This is a genomic window from Pseudomonas sp. GZD-209 (genome assembly GCF_049310485.1).
In the GTDB taxonomy this organism is placed as follows: domain Bacteria; phylum Pseudomonadota; class Gammaproteobacteria; order Pseudomonadales; family Pseudomonadaceae; genus Aquipseudomonas; species Aquipseudomonas sichuanensis.
Genome location: NZ_JBMOWQ010000134.1, coordinates 1 through 21,545, shown reverse-complemented (window position 1 = coordinate 21,545; position 21,545 = coordinate 1). Strand labels below are relative to the sequence as shown.

Genomic DNA, 21,545 nt, shown 5'->3' with positions numbered 1-21,545 from the left:
AAGGATGTCCCGGGCGCATCCTTACAAGGCACGTACGATCAGGTACTCGCACAGCTCGCCAGTTTGCACGGTGAGGCCAGCAACATCAGCACCATTGCCCGGCAGCGCCTTGACCTGATGACCCTGCTCGTCCCGGAGCAGGCATCTGACCCGGTCTTGTTGCCACTCGAGCGGTTGCACCTTCCAGTATCGTTGCGTACTGGCTCTTGGATAGAGACCGAGTCGCCCGTTGCTGTCGATGTCCAGATACCGTGCGCTGTCGCTGGCCAGCGACAGCGTGAAGTGAAGGCGCTCGGGCCCCCTGGAGTGAAAGCGGAACAGGAAGGCTTCGGCCGGGTCGGCACCCCCGGTCTGCAGCCAACCCGTATCACCGCGAACATTCACCCCGAAACTGAAGTCGTGGCGTGTGGCTTGCAGGTGGATGGGCGACCAACGCTGGTCTTGCCGTAGGTAGATCTGGCCGATGAAGGAATGGCCATCGGCCCAGGCGTTTGCGGTTTGCGGCATGCTCAAGCTGAGTTCTCCTGAATGTGCGCTGCGCCAGTCGAAGTTCCGGCCAGCGCGACGCACATTAGGCAGCAGGTGGGCAAAGGGGCAGCTTGAGCGGTTTCCTGGTCGTGTCGTGGTTCCTTGTGCCTGGTGATCAGGCACGGGCCAAGCTCAGGCCCCCGCTTCGCTCTCCAGCAGCATGAACAGGCGGTAAAGCACCACGGTGCTGAACAGCTGCAGGAAGCCGCTGAGGCTATCCAGGGCCAGTTGCACGCCTGGCTGCGGCTCGGGGAATACCGTCAGCAGCAAGCCATCGATCAGCCACAGCGGCGCCAGCACCGACAGCATGCACACCATGATGCGCATGAAGTGCCCGGTGGTCATGCGCGCGCTGGTGCGCATCGACTCGACCACTGGCAGGCCGCGCAGCACCAGCAGGTATTCGGCGAACACCAGGTTCACCATGATCCATACGCCCGGGAAGATGAACAGCATCAGGCCCGCCATGATCAGCAGCGAGCTGATCAGGATCAACAGCGCCAGCGCCGGCCACAGCTGCACGGCACGGGCGAACAGGTTGCGCTTGGCGATCAGGTTGCCGTTGCTGCGGGTGTCGAGGTAGAGGATCAGTGCCGCGCTGTACAGCGGGTAGAACAGCAAGCTGACCAACATGCCGTAGGCCGGCGAAGCCTTGTCGCCCAGTTGGTTGTAGAGCAGTTGGGTGCACAGGACCTCGAGCACCACCAACGGCAGGCACAGTTGAAGGATGCTCACCAGGTGGCGGCGGAAGAAGTACAGGGAGTCGCGCAGAACGCTCAGCGGATTCATCGGTCAACATCGCATGGCAGAAAAAGCAGGGCGTAACTTTAGCCCAGACCGCCCGTTTGCTGAAAAAAGTTTCATGGCCCAGGCGATTGAATCGCCCGGGCCGGCCCCCCATCTTTGAGCCTGTCCGATGCCCAGTTCAGCCCATGAGGTCGCTTGATGAACACTGAAGAACAAACCCTGATCGACGGCCTGTTCGGCCGCCTCAAGCAAGCCGAGGACCCCGCCCAACCGCGCGATGCCCAGGCCCAGGCGTGCATCGAACAGCACCTGCGCCAGCAGCCGGCGGCGCCGTATTACATGGCCCAGGCGATCCTGGTGCAGGAGGCTGCGATCAAGCGCCTGGACGAGCAGAACAAACAGCTCGAGGCCGAGCTCAAGCAGGCCCGTGCCCAGGTTGAAGCGACCCGTCCAAGCGCCGGCAATGGTGGCGGTGGTTTCCTGTCCAGCATCTTTGGTGCCGGTGCCCGCAGCCCGGAACCCCAGCGCTCGGTTGCGCCGCCGCCGTCCTCTGCCGGTGGCTGGCGCGAGCCTGCCCCGCAAGCCTACGCTCCACCTCAGCCACAGCAGGGCTTCGGCGCGGCGCCTGCGCCGGCACGCAGTGGCGCCAGCAGCTTCCTCGGCGGGGCGATGCAGACGGCCGCCGGCGTGGCCGGCGGCGTGCTGCTGGCCCAGGGCATCAGCAGCCTGTTCAATCATCACTCGCAGCCTGAAGAGGTGGTCGAGGTGATCAAGGAAGAACCCGCGCCGGCCAGCGACACCGGCGGTTGGAATGACCAGAGCGGCCAGCAGCAGGTGGCCGACAACGGTGGCTGGGGCAGTGACCAGGGTGGTTTTGCCGATACCGACTACGGCAGTGATGATGGTGGCTTCTTCTCGGACGACGACTACGTCTGAGGGCTCTGGCATACTCGCTGGCACTTGGGGGCGCGTTGCGCCCCTTTCGCAGGCAAGCCCGCTCCCACAGAAGGCCGCGCATAACCTGTGGGAGCGGGCTTGCCCGCGAAAGGGCTCTGCAACAGCCTCCTTCACGGATTCAGCGAGGTCACCACGCGTGAAGAAAATCGCCCTGTTCGCCGACGTGCAGAACCTCTATTACACGGTTCGCCAGGGCCACGGCTGCCATTTCAACTATGCCGCGCTGTGGGCCGACGTCTGCCGCGAAGGGGAGATTGTCGAAGCGGTGGCCTACGCCATCGACCGTGGCGACAGCAAGCAGCAACAGTTCCAGCAGATCCTGCGCAAACTCGGTTTCGAGGTGCGCCTCAAACCCTACATCCAGCGCGCCGATGGCTCGGCCAAGGGCGACTGGGACGTGGGTATCACCCTCGATGTGATCGAGGCCGCGGCGCGGGTCGATCAGGTGGTGCTGGCCTCCGGTGACGGGGATTTCGACCTGCTGCTGGAGCGGGCGATGCAGCGCCACGGCGTCGAAACCGTGGTCTATGGCGTGCCGGGGCTGACGGCGTTGTCGGTGATTCGCGCGGCCAGCCGCTATGTGCCGATCGAGGGCAAGCTGCTGCTGCGTCATTGAATGCCAATCGCGGGGCAAGCCCGCTCCCACACTGATCGCGGCAAGTTTTTAAATTGTGAACAAAACAGTTGCTCCCATGGTAATCGTGGGAGCGGGCTTGCCCCGCGATTGGCCATCTCATCCCTTCCTGCCATTGCCCTCCAGATGCCCCAGCGGCACCCGCCGCTCCACCGCGCTCGACAGAATGATCGAGGTCTTGCTGAAGCCCAACTGCGACACCCGGTTGATCAGCGCCTCCAGCTCCGCCATCGACGCCACCGCCGCCTGCATGATCACGCAAGGATCGCCCGTGACCCGGTGGCACTCGGTCAACTCAGGGATGCGCGCCAGGGCTTCATAGGCCTGCTGGTTGCCATGGCTGGCCAGGCGCAGTTCCATCACGCACTGGATCGGCAGGCCGATCTTTTCCAGATCGACCTTGGCCGTGTAGCCACTGATCACCCCGCTGGCCTCGAGCTTGGCGACCCGCTCGGCCACCGCCGGGGCCGACAGATTGACCTGGCGCGCCAGCTGCGCGTAAGTGGCCCGGCCGTCTTCCAGCAGGGCGGCGAGGAGCATGCGGTCGTATTTGTCCATGGCGATTCCTGGTGACTTTGCAATCGATGGTCAAGGCTGTGCATAACCATGCTTTGCAAAGTGTTTCGGTGATTTAAACGTGTTTTGTAACTTAAGTTTGCCCGTGGCCCTTTCTAAACTAAGCCACCCGTAAACGGATTTCGAGCCCCCCTGCCATGACTGCCTCCCGTCGCTTCCCCTTGCTGCTTGTCGGCGCCTTTCTTGCCCTGTACCTGGTCTGGGGCTCGACCTACCTGTTCATCCGCATCGGCGTGGAATCCTGGCCACCGCTGATGATGGCGGGCGTGCGCTTCGTGATTGCCGGCAGCCTGCTGTATGGCTTCCTGCGCTGGCGCGGGGCGCCGGCTCCCACCTGGGCGCAATGGCGTGCGGCCGGGGCGATCGGTTTTTTGCTGCTCAGCTGCGGCAACGGTGGCGTGACCCTGGCCGAGCACGCCGGGGTAGCCTCGGGCGTGGCCGCCCTGGCGGTGGCGACCGTGCCGCTGTTCACCCTGGTGTTCGGCCTGCTGTTCGGCCACCGCAATTCGCGCCTGGAATGGGCGGGCATCGCCCTCGGCCTGGTGGGCATCGGCATGCTCAACATGGGTTCGAACCTGCAAGCCAGCCCCATGGGCGCTGCGCTGATCCTGTTTGCCGCGGCGGCCTGGGCCTTCGGCTCGGTGTGGAGCAAGCAACTGCCGCTGCCCCAGGGCGCCATGGCCAGCGCCGCGGAAATGCTGGTGGGCGGTGCCGCGCTGCTGATCGGCAGCGCCCTCTGCGGCGAGCGCCTGACCCAGATGCCCACCGCCGCCGGTTGGGGCGCGCTGGCCTACCTGGTGCTGTTCGGCTCGATCCTCGCCTTCAGCGCTTACATGTACCTGCTCAAGCACGTGCGCCCGGCGGCGGCCACCAGCTATGCCTACGTCAACCCGGCGGTGGCGGTGTTGCTGGGGATCGTCTTTGCCGGCGAGCAGATCGGCGCCGAGGAGTGCCTGGCGATGGCGGTGATCATCGGCGCGGTGGTGCTGATCGGCCTGCCGCAGTGGCGCAAGGCGCCCGAGCAGCCGGCGCAGTTGAAAGAGCAGGCGTGCAAGTAAGGCAGGGTTTCGTGGGAGCGGGCTTGCCCCGCGATTGGCCATCGCGGGGCAAGTCGCATCGGCGCACCGCCGCTCCCACGATGAGTTCTTTGGGCCACCGCAGCGCTGGGGTAAACTTGCCGCCTTCGCTGAACCCCCTGACGGTATTGCCATGAATTTCGCCCAACTCGGCCTGATCGAACCGCTGCTGCGCACCCTGCAGACGCTGGACTACAGCACACCCACTCCGGTCCAGGCCAAGGCCATCCCCGCCGTGCTCGCTGGCCGCGACCTGATGGCCGCCGCCCAGACCGGCACCGGCAAGACCGCAGGCTTTGCCCTGCCGGTGCTGCAGCGCCTGGCCCTGGAAGGCGAGAAGGTCGCCAGCAACTCGATCCGCGCGCTGGTGCTGGTGCCCACCCGCGAACTGGCCGAGCAGGTCCACGCCAACGTGCGCGAATATGCCGAGAACCTGCCGCTGTCCACCTACGCGGTATACGGCGGTGTCAGCATCAACCCGCAGATGATGCGCCTGCGCCGTGGCGTCGACCTGCTGGTGGCCACCCCCGGCCGGTTGCTCGACCTGTTCCGCCAGAACGCCATCAAGTTCGGCCAGGTGCAGACCCTGGTACTCGACGAAGCCGACCGCATGCTCGACCTGGGCTTTGCCGAAGAGCTGCGCTCGGTGTACGCCGCGCTGCCGCGCAAGCGCCAGACCCTGCTGTTCTCGGCCACCTTCTCCGAGCAGATCCGCCTGCTCGCCGGCCTTGCCTTGAACGACCCGCTGAGCATCGAGGTCAGCCCGCGCAACGCCGCCGCCACCACCGTCAAGCAATGGCTGGTGCCGGTGGACAAGAAGCGCAAGGCCGACCTGTTCTGCCACCTGCTGCGCAAGCAGCGCTGGACCCAGGTGCTGGTGTTCGCCAAGACCCGCAACGGCGTGGACCAGCTGGTCGAGCGCCTGCTCGCCGAAGGCATCAACGCCGATGGCATCCACGGCGATCGCCCACAGGCCACCCGCCAGCGCGCGCTGGACAGCTTCAAGGCCCGTGAGGTCCAGGTGCTGGTGGCCACCGATGTCGCCGCGCGCGGCCTGGACATCGACGACCTGCCGCTGGTGGTCAACCTCGACCTGCCGATCGTGGCCGAAGACTACGTGCACCGCATCGGGCGCACCGGCCGTGCCGGTAACAAGGGCGAGGCGATCTCGCTGGTATGCGCTGACGAAGTGCAGATGCTCGCGTCGATCGAGACTTTGATTCGCCAGCAGTTGCCGCGCCATGAGGAGCCGGATTTCATCCCTGATCACCGGGTGCCGATGATCGATGCCAGTGGCCAGGTGGTGAAGAAACCTAAGAAGCCGAAGAAGCCGAAAGAGAACAGCGCCAAGCGTGGGCTGGGGCGTTGGATGGACAGCGACGAGGGCGGGGCCGCGGCGCCGGCGGTCAAGGCGGTGCGCAAGGTGCCGAGCTTTAACGGTGGGCCGCGCAAGCGTAAGCCATAAGCTGGCCTTCTGATGCCAGCAGGCTCGCTCAATTTGTAAAGCTGGCACGAGCCCAAAGCTGGCACGAGCCCTGTGGGAGTGGGTTTACCCGCGAACACGGGCGAAGCCCGTGCCATACACAGCGTTGAATTCTTCGCGGGTGAACCCGCTCCCACAGGGGGGGGCGGGTCAGCTTTGGAGTTTCAGCCAGTCTGCTGCTGCTCTACCCGCCCGTAGCCCGCTGGCAAAGCACGCCGTCAGCAGATACCCCCCAGTCGGCGCCTCCCAGTCCAGCATCTCGCCGGCGCAGAACACCCCGGGCATGGCCCGCAGCATCAACCCCTCATCCAGCGCCTCGAAGCGCACCCCACCGGCACTGCTGATCGCCTCATCCAGCGGCCGCGTGCGCACCAGCGTGATCGGCAGCGCCTTGATCGCTGCCGCCAGGCGCTCGGGGTCGGCAAAGGCCGCCTGATCGGTCAACTCACGCAGCAGCGCCGCCTTCACCCCCTCGATCCCCAACTGGCTGTGCAGGTGCTTGGCCATCGAGCGCGAGCCACGGGGCTTGGCCAGGGCCTGGGCGATCTTGTCCACAGGCCGGTCCGGCAGCAGGTCGAGCAGCAAGGTGCCACGCCCGTCGCGGTTGATCGCTTCGCGCACCGCCGCCGACCAGGCATATACCAGGCTGCCTTCAACGCCTTGCGCGGTGAGGATGAACTCACCTTTGCGCGGCACCGCGCCGGGCACGCTCAGGGCAATGTTCTTCAGCGGCGCGCCGGCGAACTTGCTTTGCAACAGTTCGCTCCAGCCCGCCACCTCGAAGCCACAGTTGCTCGCCTGCAGCGGCGAGATATCCACAGCCCGTTCGCCGAGCAACGGCACCCAGGCGCCGTCCGAACCCAGGCGTGCCCAGCTGCCGCCGCCGAGGGCGAGCACCACGGCGTCGGCCTGGAGCTGCAATTCCCCCTGTGGATAAGCGATCCGCAAGGCACCTTCGGCCGTCCAGCCCAGCCAGCGGTGGCGAGTGTGGATAACTACGCCGGCCTCGCGCAGGCGCTTGAGCCAGGCGCGCAGCAGTGGCGCAGCCTTCATGTCGCGGGGGAATACCCGGCCCGAGGTGCCGATGAAGGTTTCGATGCCCAGCCCGTGAATCCACTGGCGCAGGGCCTCGGCGTCGAAGTGGCGCAGCAGGCCGTCGAGCTCGCCTTGGCGCTCGGCGTAGCGCCCGACGAAGGCGGGGTAGGGCTCGGAATGGGTGATGTTCATGCCGCCAACCCCGGCCAGCAGGAACTTGCGGCCCACCGAAGGCATGGCGTCGAACACCTGCACCGCCACTCCGCGCCGAGCCAGTGCCTCGGCGGCCATCAGGCCGGCGGGGCCGCCACCGATCACGGCGACAAGGGGAGGGGAGGCAGGGCGAGGATCGTTCATGGTCGGCAGCAGGCTGTGGAAAAGAGCGCGCATTCTACCCCAGCCAGGCATAGGCACGTACTGTTCAAAAAATGATCAGTGTCTTGCAGGCCAGGCAGGCTAAGGGCTGGAGGTGCTTTCCCGCAGGTTATCCACAGCCGGTTCCACAGTCATTGTGAACAACCATGGCGCCTACCGCGTAGCGCTGATCAAAAAACGATCAAGACTTTGCAGGCCACGCAGGCAAAGGGCTGTAGGCGCTTTCCAGCAGGTTATCCACAAGCGGTTCCACAGTCATTGTGAACAACCCATGACACGCGCTGCGCTGTGGTGGAGGATGCCGTGGCGCCGGGCCAGGGCTTCGCGGTCCTTGCTGTAGCCGCCGCCGATCACCCCGACTACCGGGATATCGCGGCCCAGGCACTGGCGCAACACATGTTCGTCGCGGGCGGCCAGGCCTTGGTCGGTCAGTTGCAGGTAACCCAGGGCGTCGTCCTTGTGCACATCGACACCGGCGTCGTACAGCACAAGGTCAGGCTGGTACAGCGGCAGCAGGTAGTTGAGCGCGTCCTCGACCACCTTCAGGTACGCGCTGTCGTTCATGCCGCGGGGCAGGGGAATGTCCCAATCGCTTTTGGCCTTGCGGGCGGGGAAGTTCTGCTCGCAGTGCAGCGACACGGTGATCGCCTCGGGGGTGTCGTGCAGGATGCGCGCGGTGCCGTCGCCCTGGTGCACGTCGCAGTCGAAGATCAGCACCCGGTGCACGCGGCCGGCTTCCAGCAGGTAGCGGCTGATCACCGCCAGGTCGTTGAAGATGCAGAACCCGGCCGGGTGGTCGTAGTGGGCATGGTGGGTGCCGCCGGCCAGGTGGCAGGCGATGCCGTGCTGCAGGGCCATTTCGGCCGTGAGCAGCGAGCCGCCCACCGCGCGCACCGTGCGCCGCGCCAGCGCCTCGCTCCAGGGCAGGCCCAGGCGACGCTGGTCCTCGCGGGACAGCTCACCGTTCATGTAGCGCTCGATGTAGTCGCGGTCGTGGGCCAGGGCGAGGATGTCGTTGGGGCAGATCTCGGGGCGCAGCAGCGCCGCGTCGGTGGTCAGCCCGCTGTCGACCAGGTGGTCGCGCAGCAGGCGGAACTTGTCCATCGGGAAGCGATGGTCCGGCGGGAATTCAGGGCTGTAGTCGTCGTGGTAGATCAGCGGCAGGGGCATGGCGGTTTCGTGAGGTGGGCCTGTGCCGATCTTGCCAGTTTTGCGCAGGCCTTGTCGGCCTGATCGCGGGGCAAGTCGCATCGGCGCACCGCCGCTCCCACGCGATCAGGTCGAATCATTTACCTGAGGTTGCCAACACCCGCTGCCAGTCCGGCTCGTTCATGCGCCCGAGAATCCTGGCCTTGCCCTCGCCATTCACCGACACGAACAGCGCGCTGGCATAGCCGCTCTCGCGCTCCCCCCCGGCGACGCGTTGCTGGCGGGCGAAGTGGTCGATGCAGCCGTTGTGGGTGACCAGCACCAGGTTGTGACCGCTGCGCTTGCGTGCCAGGGCTTCGTCGGCGAACTGCTTGTCACAGGTTTCCAGCCAGTCCTGGGTGGCAGCGTCCTGGCCCAGCAGGAAGTGCGAGGTCTGCCGGGTGCGCAGCTTCGGGCTGCTGTACACGTCCGCCCCGGCCAGGCCCAGTTGCCGCAGGCCCTGGCCCACCCGGCCAGCCGCCTCGCTGCCGGCAACGGTGATACCGGTGGAGTCGTCCAGGCATGGCCCGGGGGCGCTGTCGCAGCGTTCGGCATGGCGGATCATTACCAGCACCGCGCCGTCTTTCCATTGCTGCAACAGGCCGCTTTCGCTCAACTGTTGCTCGTTGCCAAGGTCCACGATGTGCGTCCTCGTCGCCAGCCAGGTGCTTACGCCGGCCACGGCCATCAACAGGCCGATGGCGGCACTGATCAGCTTGCGCGAACGTCGGCGCTTGAGGCGGGCCGCAAGGGCAGGGTCGTGCAAGGTCGTGCTGGAAAGCATGTGTCACTCCGATGGCAGTGCGGCGTCGACTGTGGCCGCTGTAATGCCAGGCATTGTGCGAAGCGGCCTGTCGGAGGCCGGTGAAGTGGATGTGAAAAAAACATCCGGCAGCGGCGGCCTGGATGAAACTTCATTCGGCGGCCTACGCTGTAAACTGCCAGACCGCGATTCCGGAGCCCCCCGATGCCCCCCATCCTCGAACTGGAAAGCGCCCGCCTGGTGTTGCGCCAATGGCAGGACGACGACCTGCGTGAGTTCGCCGCGCTGTGCGCCGACCCCCAGGTGATGCGCTATTTCCCGGCACCGATGACGCGCCTGGAGGCCGCTGCGCTGATCGGCCGGGTGCGTGGCCATTTCAATGAATTCGGCTTTGGCCTGTGGGCGCTGGAGCGCAAGGACAGCGGCGCCTTCATCGGCATGACCGGGCTGCTCAACGTCAATTTCGAGGCCCCGTTCGGCCCGGCGGTGGAGATCGGCTGGCGCCTGGCCCGGCGCCACTGGGGGCTGGGGTTCGCCAGCGAGGCGGCCTGGACCTGCCTGCGCTGTGCTTTCGCCCAATTGCGCCTGGAGGAGGTGGTGTCGTTCACTACCGAGGGCAATCTGCCGTCGCAGAAAGTCATGCAGGCCATCGGCATGCAGCAGGACCTGGACGGCAGCTTCGAACACCCCCGCCTGCCCGCCGGCCACCCCCTGCGCCCCCACGTGCTGTACCGCATCGACCGGGCTCGATGGCAGGACACCCTGCGTGGCTGACGGGGATGCCCCTCGACGGGGGCGCCGACAAACCCTGTATCATTTGCCGGTATAACCGCGCCGTAATGCCTTGCCAGGAGAACCTTCCATGAGTCACGTACTGGACGACCTTGTCGACCTGTTGAGCCTAGAGTCCATCGAGGAGAACCTGTTCCGTGGCCGCAGCCAGGACCTGGGCTTCCGCCAGCTGTACGGCGGCCAGGTGCTCGGCCAGTCGCTGTCGGCGGCCAGCCAGACGGTCGAGGACGCCCGCCACGTGCATTCGCTGCACGGCTATTTCCTGCGCCCCGGTGACGCCAGCATGCCGGTGGTCTACTCGGTGGACCGCGTGCGTGACGGCGGCAGCTTCAGCACCCGGCGGGTGACGGCGATCCAGAAGGGCCAGCCGATCTTCACCTGCAGCGCGTCGTTCCAGTACGACGAAGAGGGCTTTGAACACCAGGTGCAGATGCCCGACGTGGTCGGCCCGGAGAACCTGCCCAGCGAAGTCGAACTGGCCAGCGCCATGGCCGACCAGCTGCCTGAGCGCATTCGCGACAAGGTGCTGTGCGCCAAGCCGATCGAAATCCGCCCGGTCACCGAGCGCGACCCGTTCAACCCCAAGCCGGGGGACCCGGTCAAGTACGCCTGGTTCCGCGCCGACGGCAACCTGGCGGACATCCCCGCGCTGCACAAGTACCTGCTGGCCTACGCCTCGGACTTCGGCCTGCTGACCACCGCGCTGCTGCCCCATGGCAAGTCGGTGTGGCAGAAAGACATGCAGATCGCCAGCCTCGACCACTCGCTGTGGTTCCACCGCAACCTGCGCGCCGACGAGTGGCTGCTGTACGCCACCGACAGCCCCTGGGCCGGCAATGCCCGTGGCTTCTGCCGTGGCAGCATCTTCAACCGCGCAGGCCAATTGGTGGCGTCGTCGACCCAGGAAGGCCTGATTCGTCACCGCAAGGACTGGGCATGAGCCTCGGCGATATCCGCCACTGGGTGTTCGACATGGACGGCACCCTGACCGTCGCGGTGCATGACTTTGCGGCCATTCGCGAGGCGCTCGACATCCCGGCCGAGCACGACATCCTCACCCACCTGGCGGCACTGCCGGCTGCGCAGGCGGCGGCCAAGCATGCCTGGTTGCTCGAGCACGAGCGCGACCTGGCGATTGCCTCGCAAGCCTCTGAAGGCGCGGTGGAGCTGGTGCGCGAACTGGCCGGGCGCGGTTGCCGCCTGGCGATCCTGACCCGCAACGCCCGCGAGCTGGCGCATGTCACCCTGGAAGCCATCGGCCTGGCCGACTGCTTCCCGATCGAGCATGTGCTTGGCCGCGACGAGGCGACGCCCAAGCCCGACCCGGACGGGTTGTTGCAGATTGCCCGGGCATGGGCGGTGGCACCGGGCGAGATGGTGATGGTCGGCGACTATCGCTTTGACCTGGATTGCGGGCGAGCCGCCGGCACCAGGACGGTGCTGGTCAACCTGCCGGACAACCCCTGGCCGGAGCTGGCCGACTGGCATGCGGCGGATTGCCGGGCGCTGAGGGCGTTGCTGGGCTGATGGCCCAATCGCGGGGCAAGCCCGCTCCCACGCATGTACTGAGAGGCGTGGGAGCGGGCTTGCCCCGCGATCGGTCAGACCTGTCTAAGCTGCTCTGCACCTTTATCCCAATGGAGACCCTGCGAATGAGCACCAAGGCGATCTACGTCCTCCCCGGCGGCGGCTACGACAAGGTCCAGGTCGGCACCTGCGAAGCCGCCGCGCCCACCCCCGGCGAAATCACCGTGCGCCTGCACGCCAGTTCCCTCAACTACCACGACTTCGCCGTGGTCAGCGGCATGTGGGGCCCGAGCGAGCGGCGCATTCCCATGGCCGATGGCGCCGGCGAGGTGATCGCGGTCGGTGCCGGGGTCACTGAGTTCAAGGTCGGTGATGCGGTGGTCAGCACCTTCTTCCCCGACTGGCTCGCCGGCCAGGCCCAGGTCGAAGGCTTCGCCAGCGTGCCCGGCGACGGTATCGACGGCTATGCCCGCGAGCAGGTGACCGCCCGCGCCACGTCCTTCACCCACGCCCCCAAAGGCTACAGCCATGCCGAGGCAGCCACCCTGACCACCGCCGGCCTTACCGCCTGGCGCGCGCTGATGAGCGACGACCACCTCAAGCCCGGCGACACGGTGCTGGTGCAGGGCACCGGCGGTGTTTCGATCTTCGCCCTGCAGTTCGCCAAGCTGGCCGGTGCCACGGTGATCGCCACTTCGTCCAGCGATGCCAAGCTCGAGCGGCTCAAGGCGCTGGGTGCTGACCACCTGATCAATTACAAGACCACCCCGGCGTGGGGCGAGCAGGTGCGTGCGCTCACTGACAACCGTGGTGTCGATCATGTGATCGAGGTGGGCGGCCCGGCCACGCTCGAGCAATCGATGATCGCTGCACGGATTGGGGGCCATGTGTCGCTGATCGGCATCCTCACTGGTGTGGCCGGGCAGTTGCCGCTGGTTCAGGCGCTGGTGCGGCAGATTCGCCTGCAAGGGGTGCTGGTGGGCTGCCGCGCGCAGCAGCAGGCGATGGTTCGCGCCATCGATGCCAATGGCTTGCGGCCGGTGGTGGATAAGCACTTTGAGTTGGAGCAGATCGTCGAGGCGTTCAGGTATCAGGAGAGCAACAAGCATTTCGGCAAGATTTGCTTGAGTTGGTGAGCCCTAGAGCAGGGCTTTGGGGCGTGGGCAGTTTGGGTATTCATCATGTGATCGCGTTTGGGCGACCAGGTGCATGGCGATAGATTTGCAGTGCCCTTGAGATCGAGCGCCGCCCGCGCGGCGCTTCGCGGGTAAACCCGCTCCCACAGTCTGTTTCGGGCCAGTCTCTCCTGTGGCATTACCTGGTCCGCCTTGTTGGTACGACGCGGTTTCAGTGTGGGCGTTACAGCCGCCCCACATGACTCAAGGTATGCACCAAGGCAGGCGCCGATACTTTCACAGGAATAATTGGCCCGAAACAAACTGTGGGAGCGGGTTTACCCGCGAAGCGCCGCGCGGGCGGCGCTCGATCTCACAGGCGCTGCAACTCTGTCGGCAAACACCAGCACCCCATCACTGCCCCCAACCCTTCATGCCCCACACACCCGAGGCAAATCGACGGTAACCAGCAACCCACCCCCCAACCGCGCCCCCAGCGTCAGCGAACCCCCATGGGCATTGGCGATACCGGCAGCAATGCTCAACCCCAGGCCATGCCCCCCACCACTGCGCGACGGGTCAACCTGATAAAACGGCTCCAGCACCTGGCCCAGGTGCTCGCTGGCGATACCCGGCCCACGGTCACCCACCTGGATACGCAAGCGTTCCGGGCTATCGTGCACCTCGATATCCACAGGCCCCGGCGCATGCCGGTGGGCGTTGTCCAGCAGGTTCTGCAGGCAGCGGCGCAGGCCGCTGGCATGGGCGTTGAGCGGGCGGGCCTGGCCGTGCAGGCGCAGCTCGCCACCGAGGTCTTCGAAGTCGGCCTGCAGGGCGCGCAGCAGCGCGTCGATAGCCACAGGCTCGCGGGCATTTTCCAGCTCGCCGCTGCGCAGAAAGTCCAGGCTGGCGGCCACCATGTCTTCCATCTGCTGCAGGTCAGCGCGAAAGCGCTGGCGCAGGTTTTCCTGCCCCAGCAGTTCGGTGCGCAGGCGCAGGCGGGTGATGGGCGTGCGCAGGTCGTGGGACACGGCGGCAAAGAAACGGGTGCGCTCGGCGATGCTGTCGATCAGCCGTTGCTGCATGGCGTTGAACGCCTGGGCCGCCTGGCGCACTTCCTGGGGGCCATCGAGGTTCAGCGGCGGGCGGTGGATGTCCTGGCCCAGGGCTTCGGCGGCGGCGGCCATCTGCCTGAGCGGGCGCAAGGCGATACGCACCGCGATCAAGGCCAGCAGCACCACCACCACGGTGCGCAGCAGGTAGATGCGGAACAGGAAATCGAACACCAGCGAGCCGATCGAGGCGCTGCGCCAACCCTGGTCTTCGGTGCTTTGCAGGTACAGCAACTGGCCGTCGGGCAGGGTCAGCTCGACAACGCTGCGCACACTGGCCGGCGCCCCGCGCATCAGCAGGCCGGCGCCACCGGGCTGGTTGTCGGGGGCAAGCAGTTGCAGGTGCAGCAGGCGCAGGGGCGCCGGCGCGCCGGTGCGTTCGCTGAGCAGCCGGCGCAGCAGTGCGTCCTGCTCGGGCGTGGCCGGTGCGAGCCCGGCCGGCGCTGCTGGCAACTGCTGCCAGCGCGACGACGCCATGCCTTCGAGCAACGCCGGCAACTGCGCCGGGCGCTCGCGGGCCACCTGCAACAGGTCGGCGAGGCGCCCGGCGAGCAGGCGCAGGGGGATCTCCAGCACCTGGGTCTGGCGCACTTCGTACCAGATGCTGCTGGTGAGCAGCTGCGAGGCGAGCATGCCACCGACCAGGATCAGCACCAGGCGGCCATGCAGCGAACGTGGCCAGCCGCGCTTCATTCGCTGGCCACGTCATTGACCGTGAGCATGTAGCCCTCGTTGCGCACGGTGCGGATCAGCGCCGGGTTGCGCGGGTGGTCACCCAGGTGCTGGCGCAGGCGGCTGACGCACACATCGATGCTGCGGTCGAAGGGTTCGCGCTCGCGGTCGAACACATGGTTGAGCAAAAAATCGCGGCTCAGGGCGCGGTTGGGGTGCTGCAGGAATAGCCGCAGCAAGCGGTAGTCGGAGCTGCCCAGGCTGACCACCAGGCCATCAGGCGAGCGCAGCTGGCGGGTGGCGGTGTCCAGGCGCCAGCCGGCGAAGCGCAGCTGGCTGGCTTCATCCACACGGGCGCGCTCGGGGAAGCTCTGGGTACGGCGCAGCACCACCTTGATCCGTGCCAGCAGCTCGCGTGGGTCGAACGGCTTGGCCAGGTAGTCGTCGGCGCCCATCTCCAGGCCGACGATGCGGTCCACCAGGGTGCCGCGGGCGGTCAGCATGATCACCGGGATATTGCTCTGCACCCGCAGCTCGCGGCACAGGGTCAGGCCGTCTTCGCCGGGCAGCATCAGGTCCAGCACCACCAGGTCGACCAGCCGCTCGGCCAGGCAGCGGCGCATGTCGCGGCCATGGGCCGCCACCGAAGTGCGCAGGCCGGCTTCCTCCAGGTAGAGGGACAGCAGCTGGCGGATCTCGGGGTCGTCATCGACGATCAGGATGTGGTCGGGCTTGGACATGGGCGGGCCTGTAGGTTGGAAGCGCAGGGCACCTTACACCGCGCTTGCTTCAGCGAATGTAACGGAATGTTTTGGGCGACCGAAGGCCTGCCGGGTCGTACATTTGCGCACACAAGATGGCGTGGGGCCGTCTTTAGAATTGCGCCACTCAAATGCGACTGATTTTCTTTAAGGACTTCACATGCCCCACGCATCCTCCCCACGCCTCCCGGCGACCCTGGCGCCGGCCTTCGGCCTGATGCTGGGCGCCTGCGCCTTGCCAGCCCTGGCCGATACGCTCGACCTGCCCGCCACCCGGGTGGATGGCAAGCAGGACCGCTACAAGGTCGACACGGTGACCTCGAGCAAGATCACCACGCCCTTGCTGGATGCGCCCCAGAGCATCAGCGTGGTGCCGCGCGCGGTGCTGGAGGAGCAGAACGCGCAGAGCCTGCAGGAGGTGTTGCGCAATGTGCCGGGCATCACCTTCATGTCGGGTGAGGGCAACCTGGGCTGGGGCGACCTGTTCTCCATTCGCGGTTTCGCCGCCGAGCAGAGCATGACCGTCGATGGCGTGCGCGACGCCGGCATGGCCAGCCGCAACGACACCTTCAACCTGGAGCAGGCCGAGGTCTACAAGGGCACCGGCTCCGTGGAGTCGGGCGTGTCGGCCGTGGGCGGCAGCGTCAACCTGGTCAGCAAGCGTGCGCACCTGGGCGATGCCGGCAAGCTCTCGGCAGGCATCGGCACAGACAACTACAAGCGCCTGACCGCCGACGTCAACCGCCAGCTCAATGACACCAGCGCCGTGCGCGTCAACCTGATGAAGCACTACAACGCGGTGGCCGAGCGCGACGAGGTGGACTACGACCGCTGGGGCCTGGCCACCTCGTTCGGTTTCGGCCTGGGCACCGACACCCGGCTATGGATCGACGCGTTCTACCAGAAAGACCGCAACACCCCCGATGGCGGTGTACCGATCCAGCGCGGCACCGATGGCAAGCGCATGCCGGGCGTCGACCGCGATGCCTGGTACGGCGATTCGAGCCTGTATACCCAGCGCAGCGAAACCCGCTCGCTGACCGGCCTGTTCGAGCACGACTTCAGCGACGACCTGACCCTGCGCAACCAGCTGCGCTGGCAGCAGACCGACAACTGGGCGGTGCTGTCGCCGGCCCGTTTCGTCGCCGCCAATGCCGATGGCAGCCGCACCTGCACTGGCCCTCGTTGCGCCAGCCTGGGCTATGTCGGGCTGGGGCCGCGCAGCTCGATCAACGGCATCCGCGCCTACACCGACTACGCCAACAGCGCCAGTGGCTACGGCTACCTGCGCGGCAGCGACTTCGGCCTGTCCAAGCGCTACGAGATCGTCGACAACCAGACCGACCTGCGCTTCAACCTCGACACCGGCGGCATTCACCACGAGGCCGTGACGGGTGTCGAGCTGTACCGCGAAACCTACGGCGGCCTGCACAAGAGCATGAAGGTGCCGGACGGTTCGATGTTCTTCAACCTGTCCGACCCGGCCCACAGCTTTGCCTCGACCCGCACCGACAAGGGCTACGACGACCCGCGCAGCGTAGTGAAGGACGCGGCCCTGTACGCCTCCGACACCCTCACCCTGGACCCGCAATGGCAACTGCTGCTGGCCCTGCGGTACGACCACTGGCAGGTCGACAGCGAGCGCTCCACCGGCAGCAGCAGTAGCCGCGACGATGCCTTCGGCGGGCGTGCCGGGGTGGTCTACAAGCCGCTGCCCAACGGCAGCATCTACCTGTCTTACAGCCAGGCCGCGCAGCCGTCGGCGGTGGGGGCCAGCACCAACAACCAGATCTACGGCGCGGCCAGCACCGAGGCCTACAAGCCGGCGGTGTCGAAAACCTACGAGCTGGGCACCAAGTGGGAACTGCTCGACGAGCGCCTGAACCTGACTGCCGCGCTGTTCCGCACCGAGCTCGAAGACAGCTGGGAATACAGCGAAGGCGAGACCTCGCCGGTGCGTGCGCTGCCGGCCAAGCGGGTCGATGGCATCGAGCTGGGCCTGCAAGGGCAGCTCACCCAGCGCTGGTCGGCCTATGCCGGTTTCGCCGCGATGAAGAGCCGCCAGACCAAGGGCGCCAACAAGGGCGAGGAAGCCAAGAACGTCCCCGACCTGACCGCCAACCTGTGGACCACCTACGACCTCACCGACCAGCTCAGCGTCAGCTACGGGGCCGACTACGTGGGCCGGCGCCGCTACAGCGACAACAAGTACGTCGGCGGGCTGAACAACAACAGCAGCTACGCCAATGGGCCGAGCGGGGTCTTCACGGTCTACACCCGCGACCATGAGAAGGCGCCGTCCTACTGGTTGCACAGCCTGGCGGCGCGCTACAAGGTCGACCGCCAGACCACGCTCAACCTGAACGTGTCGAACCTGTTCAACACCTTCTACTACAGCCGCGTCGGCGCTTCGCTCGACGGCTTCCAGCTGTACGGCGTGCCGGGGGCCGGGCGCACCCTGACCGCCAGCGTGGATTACAGCTTCTGATGCTGGTGCAGATCGAAAACCTGTTCAGCGCCGACGAACTGAGCGAACTGCGCCAGCAATTGCTGGCGCAGCCCTGGGTCGATGGCAAGGCCACGGCCGGCGTGCAGTCGGCCCAGGCCAAGCACAACCGCCAGCTGGACGAGGACGACCCGGTCGCCCGCCAGCTGGGCGGGCTGATCCTGCAGCGGCTGTCGGACAACCCGCTGTTCATGTCCGCGGCCCTGCCCAAGCGCATCTACCCGCCGCTGTTCAATCGCTACGCGGCGGGCGAGGGGTTCGGCTTTCACATCGACAACGCCATCCGCGGCATCAAGGGCGTGCGCGAGCGGGTGCGTACCGACCTGTCGGCGACCTTGTTCCTGGCTGAACCGGACAGCTATGACGGCGGTGAACTGGTGATCCGCGACACCTTCGGCGAGCGCCAGGTCAAGCTGCCGGCCGGGCACCTGGTGCTGTACCCGGGCAGCAGTGTGCACCGGGTAGAACCTGTGACCCGGGGCGAGCGCCTGGCGGCGTTTTTCTGGATCGAAAGCCTGGTGCGCGAGGACAGCCAGCGCAGCCTGCTGCTGGACATGGACGTGGCGATCCAGCGCCTGACGGCACAACAGGCCGACGCCGGTTCGTTGCTGGAACTGACCGGCGTGTACCACAACCTGCTCCGTCGCTGGGGCGACACCTGACCTTGGGAGGTCACCCATGTTTCAAACATCTTCCTGGCGGCGCCTGCTGGCGCTGCCCTTGATGCTCGGTGCCTGGCTTGGCCTGGCGCAACCGGCCAGCGCGGTGCAGGTCACCGATGTGCTCGGGCGCACGGTCACGGTCGCGCAAACGCCGCAGCGTATCGTGCTCGGCGAAGGCCGGCTGTTCTTCGCCCTGGCCTTGCTTGATCGCGACAACCCCTTCGGGCGGGTGGTCGGCTGGCAGAACGACATGCGCCTGCTCGACCCGCACACCTATGAGACGTATGCCCAGCGCTATCCGCAAATCGCCAAACTGCCGTTGATCGGCCAGGCCTCGGAGCAGAGCGTCAGCGCCGAGCAGATCCTGGCCTTGAAGCCGGACCTGGCGGTGTTCAGCATCGCCGGTGAGGGCCCGACCCAGCACAGCCCGGTGGCCGACCTGCTGGCCAAGGCCGGGGTGCCGGTAGTGTTCATCGACTTTCGCGTGCACCCGATCGAGAACACCCGGGTCAGCCTGCGTGCGCTCGGCACGTTGCTCGACCGTGAGCAGCAGGCCGAGCAATACCTGAGCCTGTATGACCGGCACCTGAAGCAGGTCACCGACGCGGTGGTCGGGCTGCCCGACAGCCTGCGACCGAAGGTGTTCCTCGAACTGCTGGCCGGGGTCTGGCAGGCGCCGGGGCACACCACAGGCAAGAGTGGGCTGGGCAGCCTGGTGGCGGCCGTCGGCGGGCATAACATCGGTGCCGATGTGGTGCCTGGCGCATTGGGCGACGTGAGTGTCGAGTACGTGTTGCAGGCCGACCCCGACGTGTACATCGCTACCGGCAACCGTGCACCGGGTGTGCTGCTGGGGGCCGGCGTGGCCACCGACACAGCGCGCCAGAGCCTGGCGCACATCGCTGCTCGGCCCGAGTTCGCGCCGCTGCGGCCGATCCAGGCCGGGCAGGCTCATGGCTTGTGGCATGACTTCTACAACTCACCGTTCAACATCCTCGCCATCGAGGCCATGGCGCGCTGGATTCACCCCGAGCGCTTCAAGGACCTCGACCCGCAGGCCACCCTGGCCGAGATCAATCGCCTGTTGAACATCGGCCTGGACGGCCAGTACTGGGTCGACGCCCGGTGACCGCGCTGGCGCCGGATGGCGCAGCCCTGGCGGCCGGGCGCTACCGGCGCCTGCTGTGGCGGCGCAGCGGGTTGGTGCTGGGCTTAGCGGCGCTGTTGCTGCTGTCGGTGTTGCTGGACCTGGCCAGTGGTGCCTCGGGCATGGGCCTGGGGCAACTGCTGCACGGGCTGCTCGACCCCGCGACCCTGAGCGGCACCGAGCGGGTGATCATCTGGAACGTGCGCCTGCCCTATTCGCTGATGGCGGTGTTGGTGGGGGCCGCGTTGGCCCTGGCCGGGGCCGAGATGCAGGCGATCCTCGACAACCCGCTGGCCAGCCCGTTCACCCTGGGCGTGTCGTCGGCGGCGGCACTGGGCGCGTCGCTGGCCATCGCCTATCCGCTGGGCGTGGCCTGGCTGGCGCCGGGCGTGCAGGTGACGCTGATGGCGTTCGTCTTCGCCTGCCTATCGGTGGTGTTGCTGCAGGCCATGGCGCGGCTGCGCGGCGCCGGCGTCGAGAGCCTGGTGCTGTTCGGCATTGCCCTGGTGTTCAGCTGCAATGCGCTGGTGTCGCTGCTGCAACTGCTGGCGACCGAGGACGTGCTGCAGCAACTGGTGTTCTGGACCTTGGGCAGCGTGGCCCGGGCCGACTGGCAGAAGCTCGGCATCCTTGCCTTGGTGCTGGCCACGTTGTTGCCTTTCTCGCTGCGCGCAGCGCCGGCCATGACCCTGCTGCGCATGGGCGAGGAGCGGGCGCGCAGCTTTGGTGTCGACACCCGGCGCCTGCGTTTCGCCTCGTTGGTGCGCATCAGCCTGCTGTCGGCCACTGCTGTGGCGTTCGTCGGCACCATCGGTTTCGTCGGCCTGGTGGGGCCGCATATCGCCCGTTTGCTGGTGGGCGAGGATCAGCGCTTCCTGCTGCCGGCGAGCGCGCTGGTGGGGGCACTGCTGCTGTCGCTGTCGTCGATTGCCAGCAAGCTGATCCTGCCCGGGGTGATCGTGCCGGTGGGCATCGTTACCGCGCTGGTGGGGGTGCCGGTGTTCGTGGTGCTGGTGTTCCGCCGGGGGAGAAACCTGTGAGCCTGTTGATCGATCAATTGTCGGTGGCGTATGGCGCACGGCAGGTACTGCATCAGGTGACCTTGCCTGAGTTGCCGGCCGGCAGCCTGGTGGCGCTCGTGGGGCCGAACGGCGCGGGCAAGTCGACCTTGCTGCGGGCGTTGGCGGGGCTTGAACCCATGCAGGGTTCGCTGACGCTGGACGGTGATCAGGTGACCCGGCTGGGCGTTGCCGAGCGCTCGCGGCGGCTGGCCTATATGCCCCAGCAACTGCCCCCGGGGATTGCCCTGGGGGTGCTGGAAAGCATCATCGTCGGTTTGCGCGTGGGCGGGGCCGACAACCCGCTGGGTACGGCGTTCGAGGCGCTGCGCCGGTTGGGTATCGAGCACCTGGCCGAGCAGCCGTTGGCCAGCCTGTCCGGGGGGCAGCGGCAACTGGTGGCGCTGGCCCAACTGCTGGCGCGCAATCCTCGGGTGTTGCTGCTGGACGAGCCTACCAGCGCGCTGGACCTGCATTACCAGTTGCGGGTGATGGATGCGGTGCGTGAGCGGGTTGTCGCCCATCGCTTGCTGGCAGTGGCGGTGCTGCACGACATCAACCTGGCGGCCAGCCATGCCGACTGGCTGGTGGTGCTCAGTGCGGGCCGGGTGGTGGCCAGCGGTACACCGGAGCAGGTGCTGGTGCCGGGGTTGCTGGCCGAGGTGTATGGCGTCGAGGCGCGGGTGGAGCGCTGCTCGCGGGGGCGTTTGCAGGTGCTGGTGGATCGGGCGTTGGGGTGAGCTTTGCGGGCCCTATCGCGGGGCAAGCCCGCTCCCACGACATGCTGTGAGCTGCCTCAAGGCAGCGTGGGAGCGGGCTTGCCCCGCGATA

The 21,545-nt window shown here is 66.8% G+C and carries 21 protein-coding genes; 13 read left to right on the top strand and 8 right to left on the bottom strand.

Annotated elements, in window-relative coordinates; genetic code table 11:
* Positions 1-21 precede the first annotated feature (21 nt).
* Positions 22-513: a hypothetical protein gene (locus ACO6VM_RS15965; RefSeq protein WP_401058083.1), complete on the bottom strand. Its 492-nt coding sequence runs from the start codon at positions 511-513 to the stop codon at positions 22-24.
* Positions 514-660: 147 nt separating this feature from the next.
* The gene (locus ACO6VM_RS15960; protein WP_401058085.1) at positions 661-1,317 is read right to left on the bottom strand and encodes a YciC family protein; all 657 of its coding nucleotides are present in this window, start codon (positions 1,315-1,317) and stop codon (positions 661-663) included.
* A gap of 156 nt (positions 1,318-1,473) precedes the next feature.
* Between ACO6VM_RS15960 and ACO6VM_RS15955 the strand changes: the two genes are divergently transcribed.
* A complete protein-coding gene (locus ACO6VM_RS15955; protein ID WP_401058087.1) occupies positions 1,474-2,211 on the top strand; it encodes a DUF2076 domain-containing protein in 738 nt (245 codons plus the stop codon).
* A 157-nt stretch (positions 2,212-2,368) separates the two neighbouring features.
* Positions 2,369-2,848, top strand: a complete 480-nt coding sequence (locus ACO6VM_RS15950; protein WP_401058088.1) for an NYN domain-containing protein — start codon at positions 2,369-2,371, stop codon at positions 2,846-2,848.
* Positions 2,849-2,965: 117 nt separating this feature from the next.
* Here ACO6VM_RS15950 and ACO6VM_RS15945 read toward each other — a convergent pair whose 3' ends face one another.
* Entirely contained in the window at positions 2,966-3,424 is a 459-nt protein-coding gene (locus ACO6VM_RS15945) for an Lrp/AsnC family transcriptional regulator (RefSeq protein ID WP_401058090.1), read from the bottom strand.
* A 155-nt stretch (positions 3,425-3,579) separates the two neighbouring features.
* Here ACO6VM_RS15945 and yedA point away from each other — a divergent pair, with 155 nt between their 5' ends.
* Both yedA and ACO6VM_RS15935 read left to right on the top strand, forming a co-directional pair.
* Complete coding sequence (yedA, locus tag ACO6VM_RS15940) at positions 3,580-4,500, top strand: drug/metabolite exporter YedA (RefSeq protein WP_401058091.1); 921 nt, start codon at positions 3,580-3,582, stop codon at positions 4,498-4,500.
* 151 nt (positions 4,501-4,651) lie between these two features.
* Positions 4,652-5,983: a DEAD/DEAH box helicase gene (locus tag ACO6VM_RS15935; protein ID WP_401058093.1), complete on the top strand. Its 1,332-nt coding sequence runs from the start codon at positions 4,652-4,654 to the stop codon at positions 5,981-5,983.
* Positions 5,984-6,151: 168 nt separating this feature from the next.
* Here the strand turns inward: ACO6VM_RS15935 and ACO6VM_RS15930 are convergent, their stop codons facing one another.
* From ACO6VM_RS15930 to ACO6VM_RS15920, 3 genes are all read right to left on the bottom strand, one after another.
* Complete coding sequence (locus ACO6VM_RS15930; protein ID WP_401058155.1) at positions 6,152-7,393, bottom strand: TIGR03862 family flavoprotein; 1,242 nt, start codon at positions 7,391-7,393, stop codon at positions 6,152-6,154.
* 273 nt (positions 7,394-7,666) lie between these two features.
* Complete coding sequence (locus ACO6VM_RS15925) at positions 7,667-8,581, bottom strand: histone deacetylase (RefSeq protein WP_401058095.1); 915 nt, start codon at positions 8,579-8,581, stop codon at positions 7,667-7,669.
* Positions 8,582-8,696: 115 nt separating this feature from the next.
* Positions 8,697-9,383, bottom strand: coding sequence for a histidine phosphatase family protein (locus ACO6VM_RS15920; RefSeq protein WP_401058097.1), 687 nt, complete (start codon positions 9,381-9,383; stop codon positions 8,697-8,699).
* A 183-nt stretch (positions 9,384-9,566) separates the two neighbouring features.
* On the opposite strand from ACO6VM_RS15920, the gene ACO6VM_RS15915 reads away from it, so the two are divergent.
* The 4 genes from ACO6VM_RS15915 (at position 9,567) to ACO6VM_RS15900 (ending at position 12,817) form a co-directional block, all read left to right on the top strand.
* Positions 9,567-10,136, top strand: coding sequence for a GNAT family N-acetyltransferase (locus ACO6VM_RS15915; protein ID WP_110992749.1), 570 nt, complete (start codon positions 9,567-9,569; stop codon positions 10,134-10,136).
* A gap of 88 nt (positions 10,137-10,224) precedes the next feature.
* Positions 10,225-11,094, top strand: a complete 870-nt coding sequence (tesB, locus tag ACO6VM_RS15910) for an acyl-CoA thioesterase II (RefSeq protein ID WP_110992748.1) — start codon at positions 10,225-10,227, stop codon at positions 11,092-11,094.
* Positions 11,091-11,681, top strand: coding sequence for an HAD family hydrolase (locus tag ACO6VM_RS15905; protein WP_401058099.1), 591 nt, complete (start codon positions 11,091-11,093; stop codon positions 11,679-11,681). The genes tesB and ACO6VM_RS15905 overlap by 4 nt, the downstream gene beginning before the upstream one ends.
* A gap of 125 nt (positions 11,682-11,806) precedes the next feature.
* Complete coding sequence (locus ACO6VM_RS15900) at positions 11,807-12,817, top strand: zinc-dependent alcohol dehydrogenase family protein (RefSeq protein ID WP_401058101.1); 1,011 nt, start codon at positions 11,807-11,809, stop codon at positions 12,815-12,817.
* A 410-nt stretch (positions 12,818-13,227) separates the two neighbouring features.
* On the opposite strand, the gene ACO6VM_RS15895 is transcribed toward ACO6VM_RS15900, so the two are convergent.
* A complete protein-coding gene (locus ACO6VM_RS15895; RefSeq protein ID WP_401058103.1) occupies positions 13,228-14,601 on the bottom strand; it encodes an ATP-binding protein in 1,374 nt (457 codons plus the stop codon).
* The gene (locus ACO6VM_RS15890) at positions 14,598-15,320 is read right to left on the bottom strand and encodes a response regulator (RefSeq protein ID WP_125462510.1); all 723 of its coding nucleotides are present in this window, start codon (positions 15,318-15,320) and stop codon (positions 14,598-14,600) included. Before ACO6VM_RS15890 ends, ACO6VM_RS15895 begins: the two co-directional genes overlap by 4 nt.
* Positions 15,321-15,501: 181 nt before the next feature.
* On the opposite strand from ACO6VM_RS15890, the gene ACO6VM_RS15885 reads away from it, so the two are divergent.
* Genes ACO6VM_RS15885 through ACO6VM_RS15865 form a run of 5 tightly spaced genes read left to right on the top strand, consistent with a single transcriptional unit; the run spans position 15,502 to position 21,454 of the window.
* A complete protein-coding gene (locus ACO6VM_RS15885) occupies positions 15,502-17,829 on the top strand; it encodes a TonB-dependent receptor (protein WP_422403523.1) in 2,328 nt (775 codons plus the stop codon).
* On the top strand, positions 17,829-18,509 hold the full coding sequence (locus ACO6VM_RS15880; protein ID WP_422403522.1) for a Fe2+-dependent dioxygenase: 681 nt from the start codon (positions 17,829-17,831) through the stop codon (positions 18,507-18,509). Before ACO6VM_RS15885 ends, ACO6VM_RS15880 begins: the two co-directional genes overlap by 1 nt.
* A gap of 16 nt (positions 18,510-18,525) precedes the next feature.
* On the top strand, positions 18,526-19,638 hold the full coding sequence (locus tag ACO6VM_RS15875; protein ID WP_422403521.1) for an ABC transporter substrate-binding protein: 1,113 nt from the start codon (positions 18,526-18,528) through the stop codon (positions 19,636-19,638).
* A complete protein-coding gene (locus ACO6VM_RS15870; protein WP_422403520.1) occupies positions 19,635-20,696 on the top strand; it encodes a FecCD family ABC transporter permease in 1,062 nt (353 codons plus the stop codon). The genes ACO6VM_RS15875 and ACO6VM_RS15870 overlap by 4 nt, the downstream gene beginning before the upstream one ends.
* Entirely contained in the window at positions 20,693-21,454 is a 762-nt protein-coding gene (locus ACO6VM_RS15865) for an ABC transporter ATP-binding protein (RefSeq protein WP_422403519.1), read from the top strand. The genes ACO6VM_RS15870 and ACO6VM_RS15865 overlap by 4 nt, the downstream gene beginning before the upstream one ends.
* Positions 21,455-21,545: the final 91 nt, after the last annotated feature.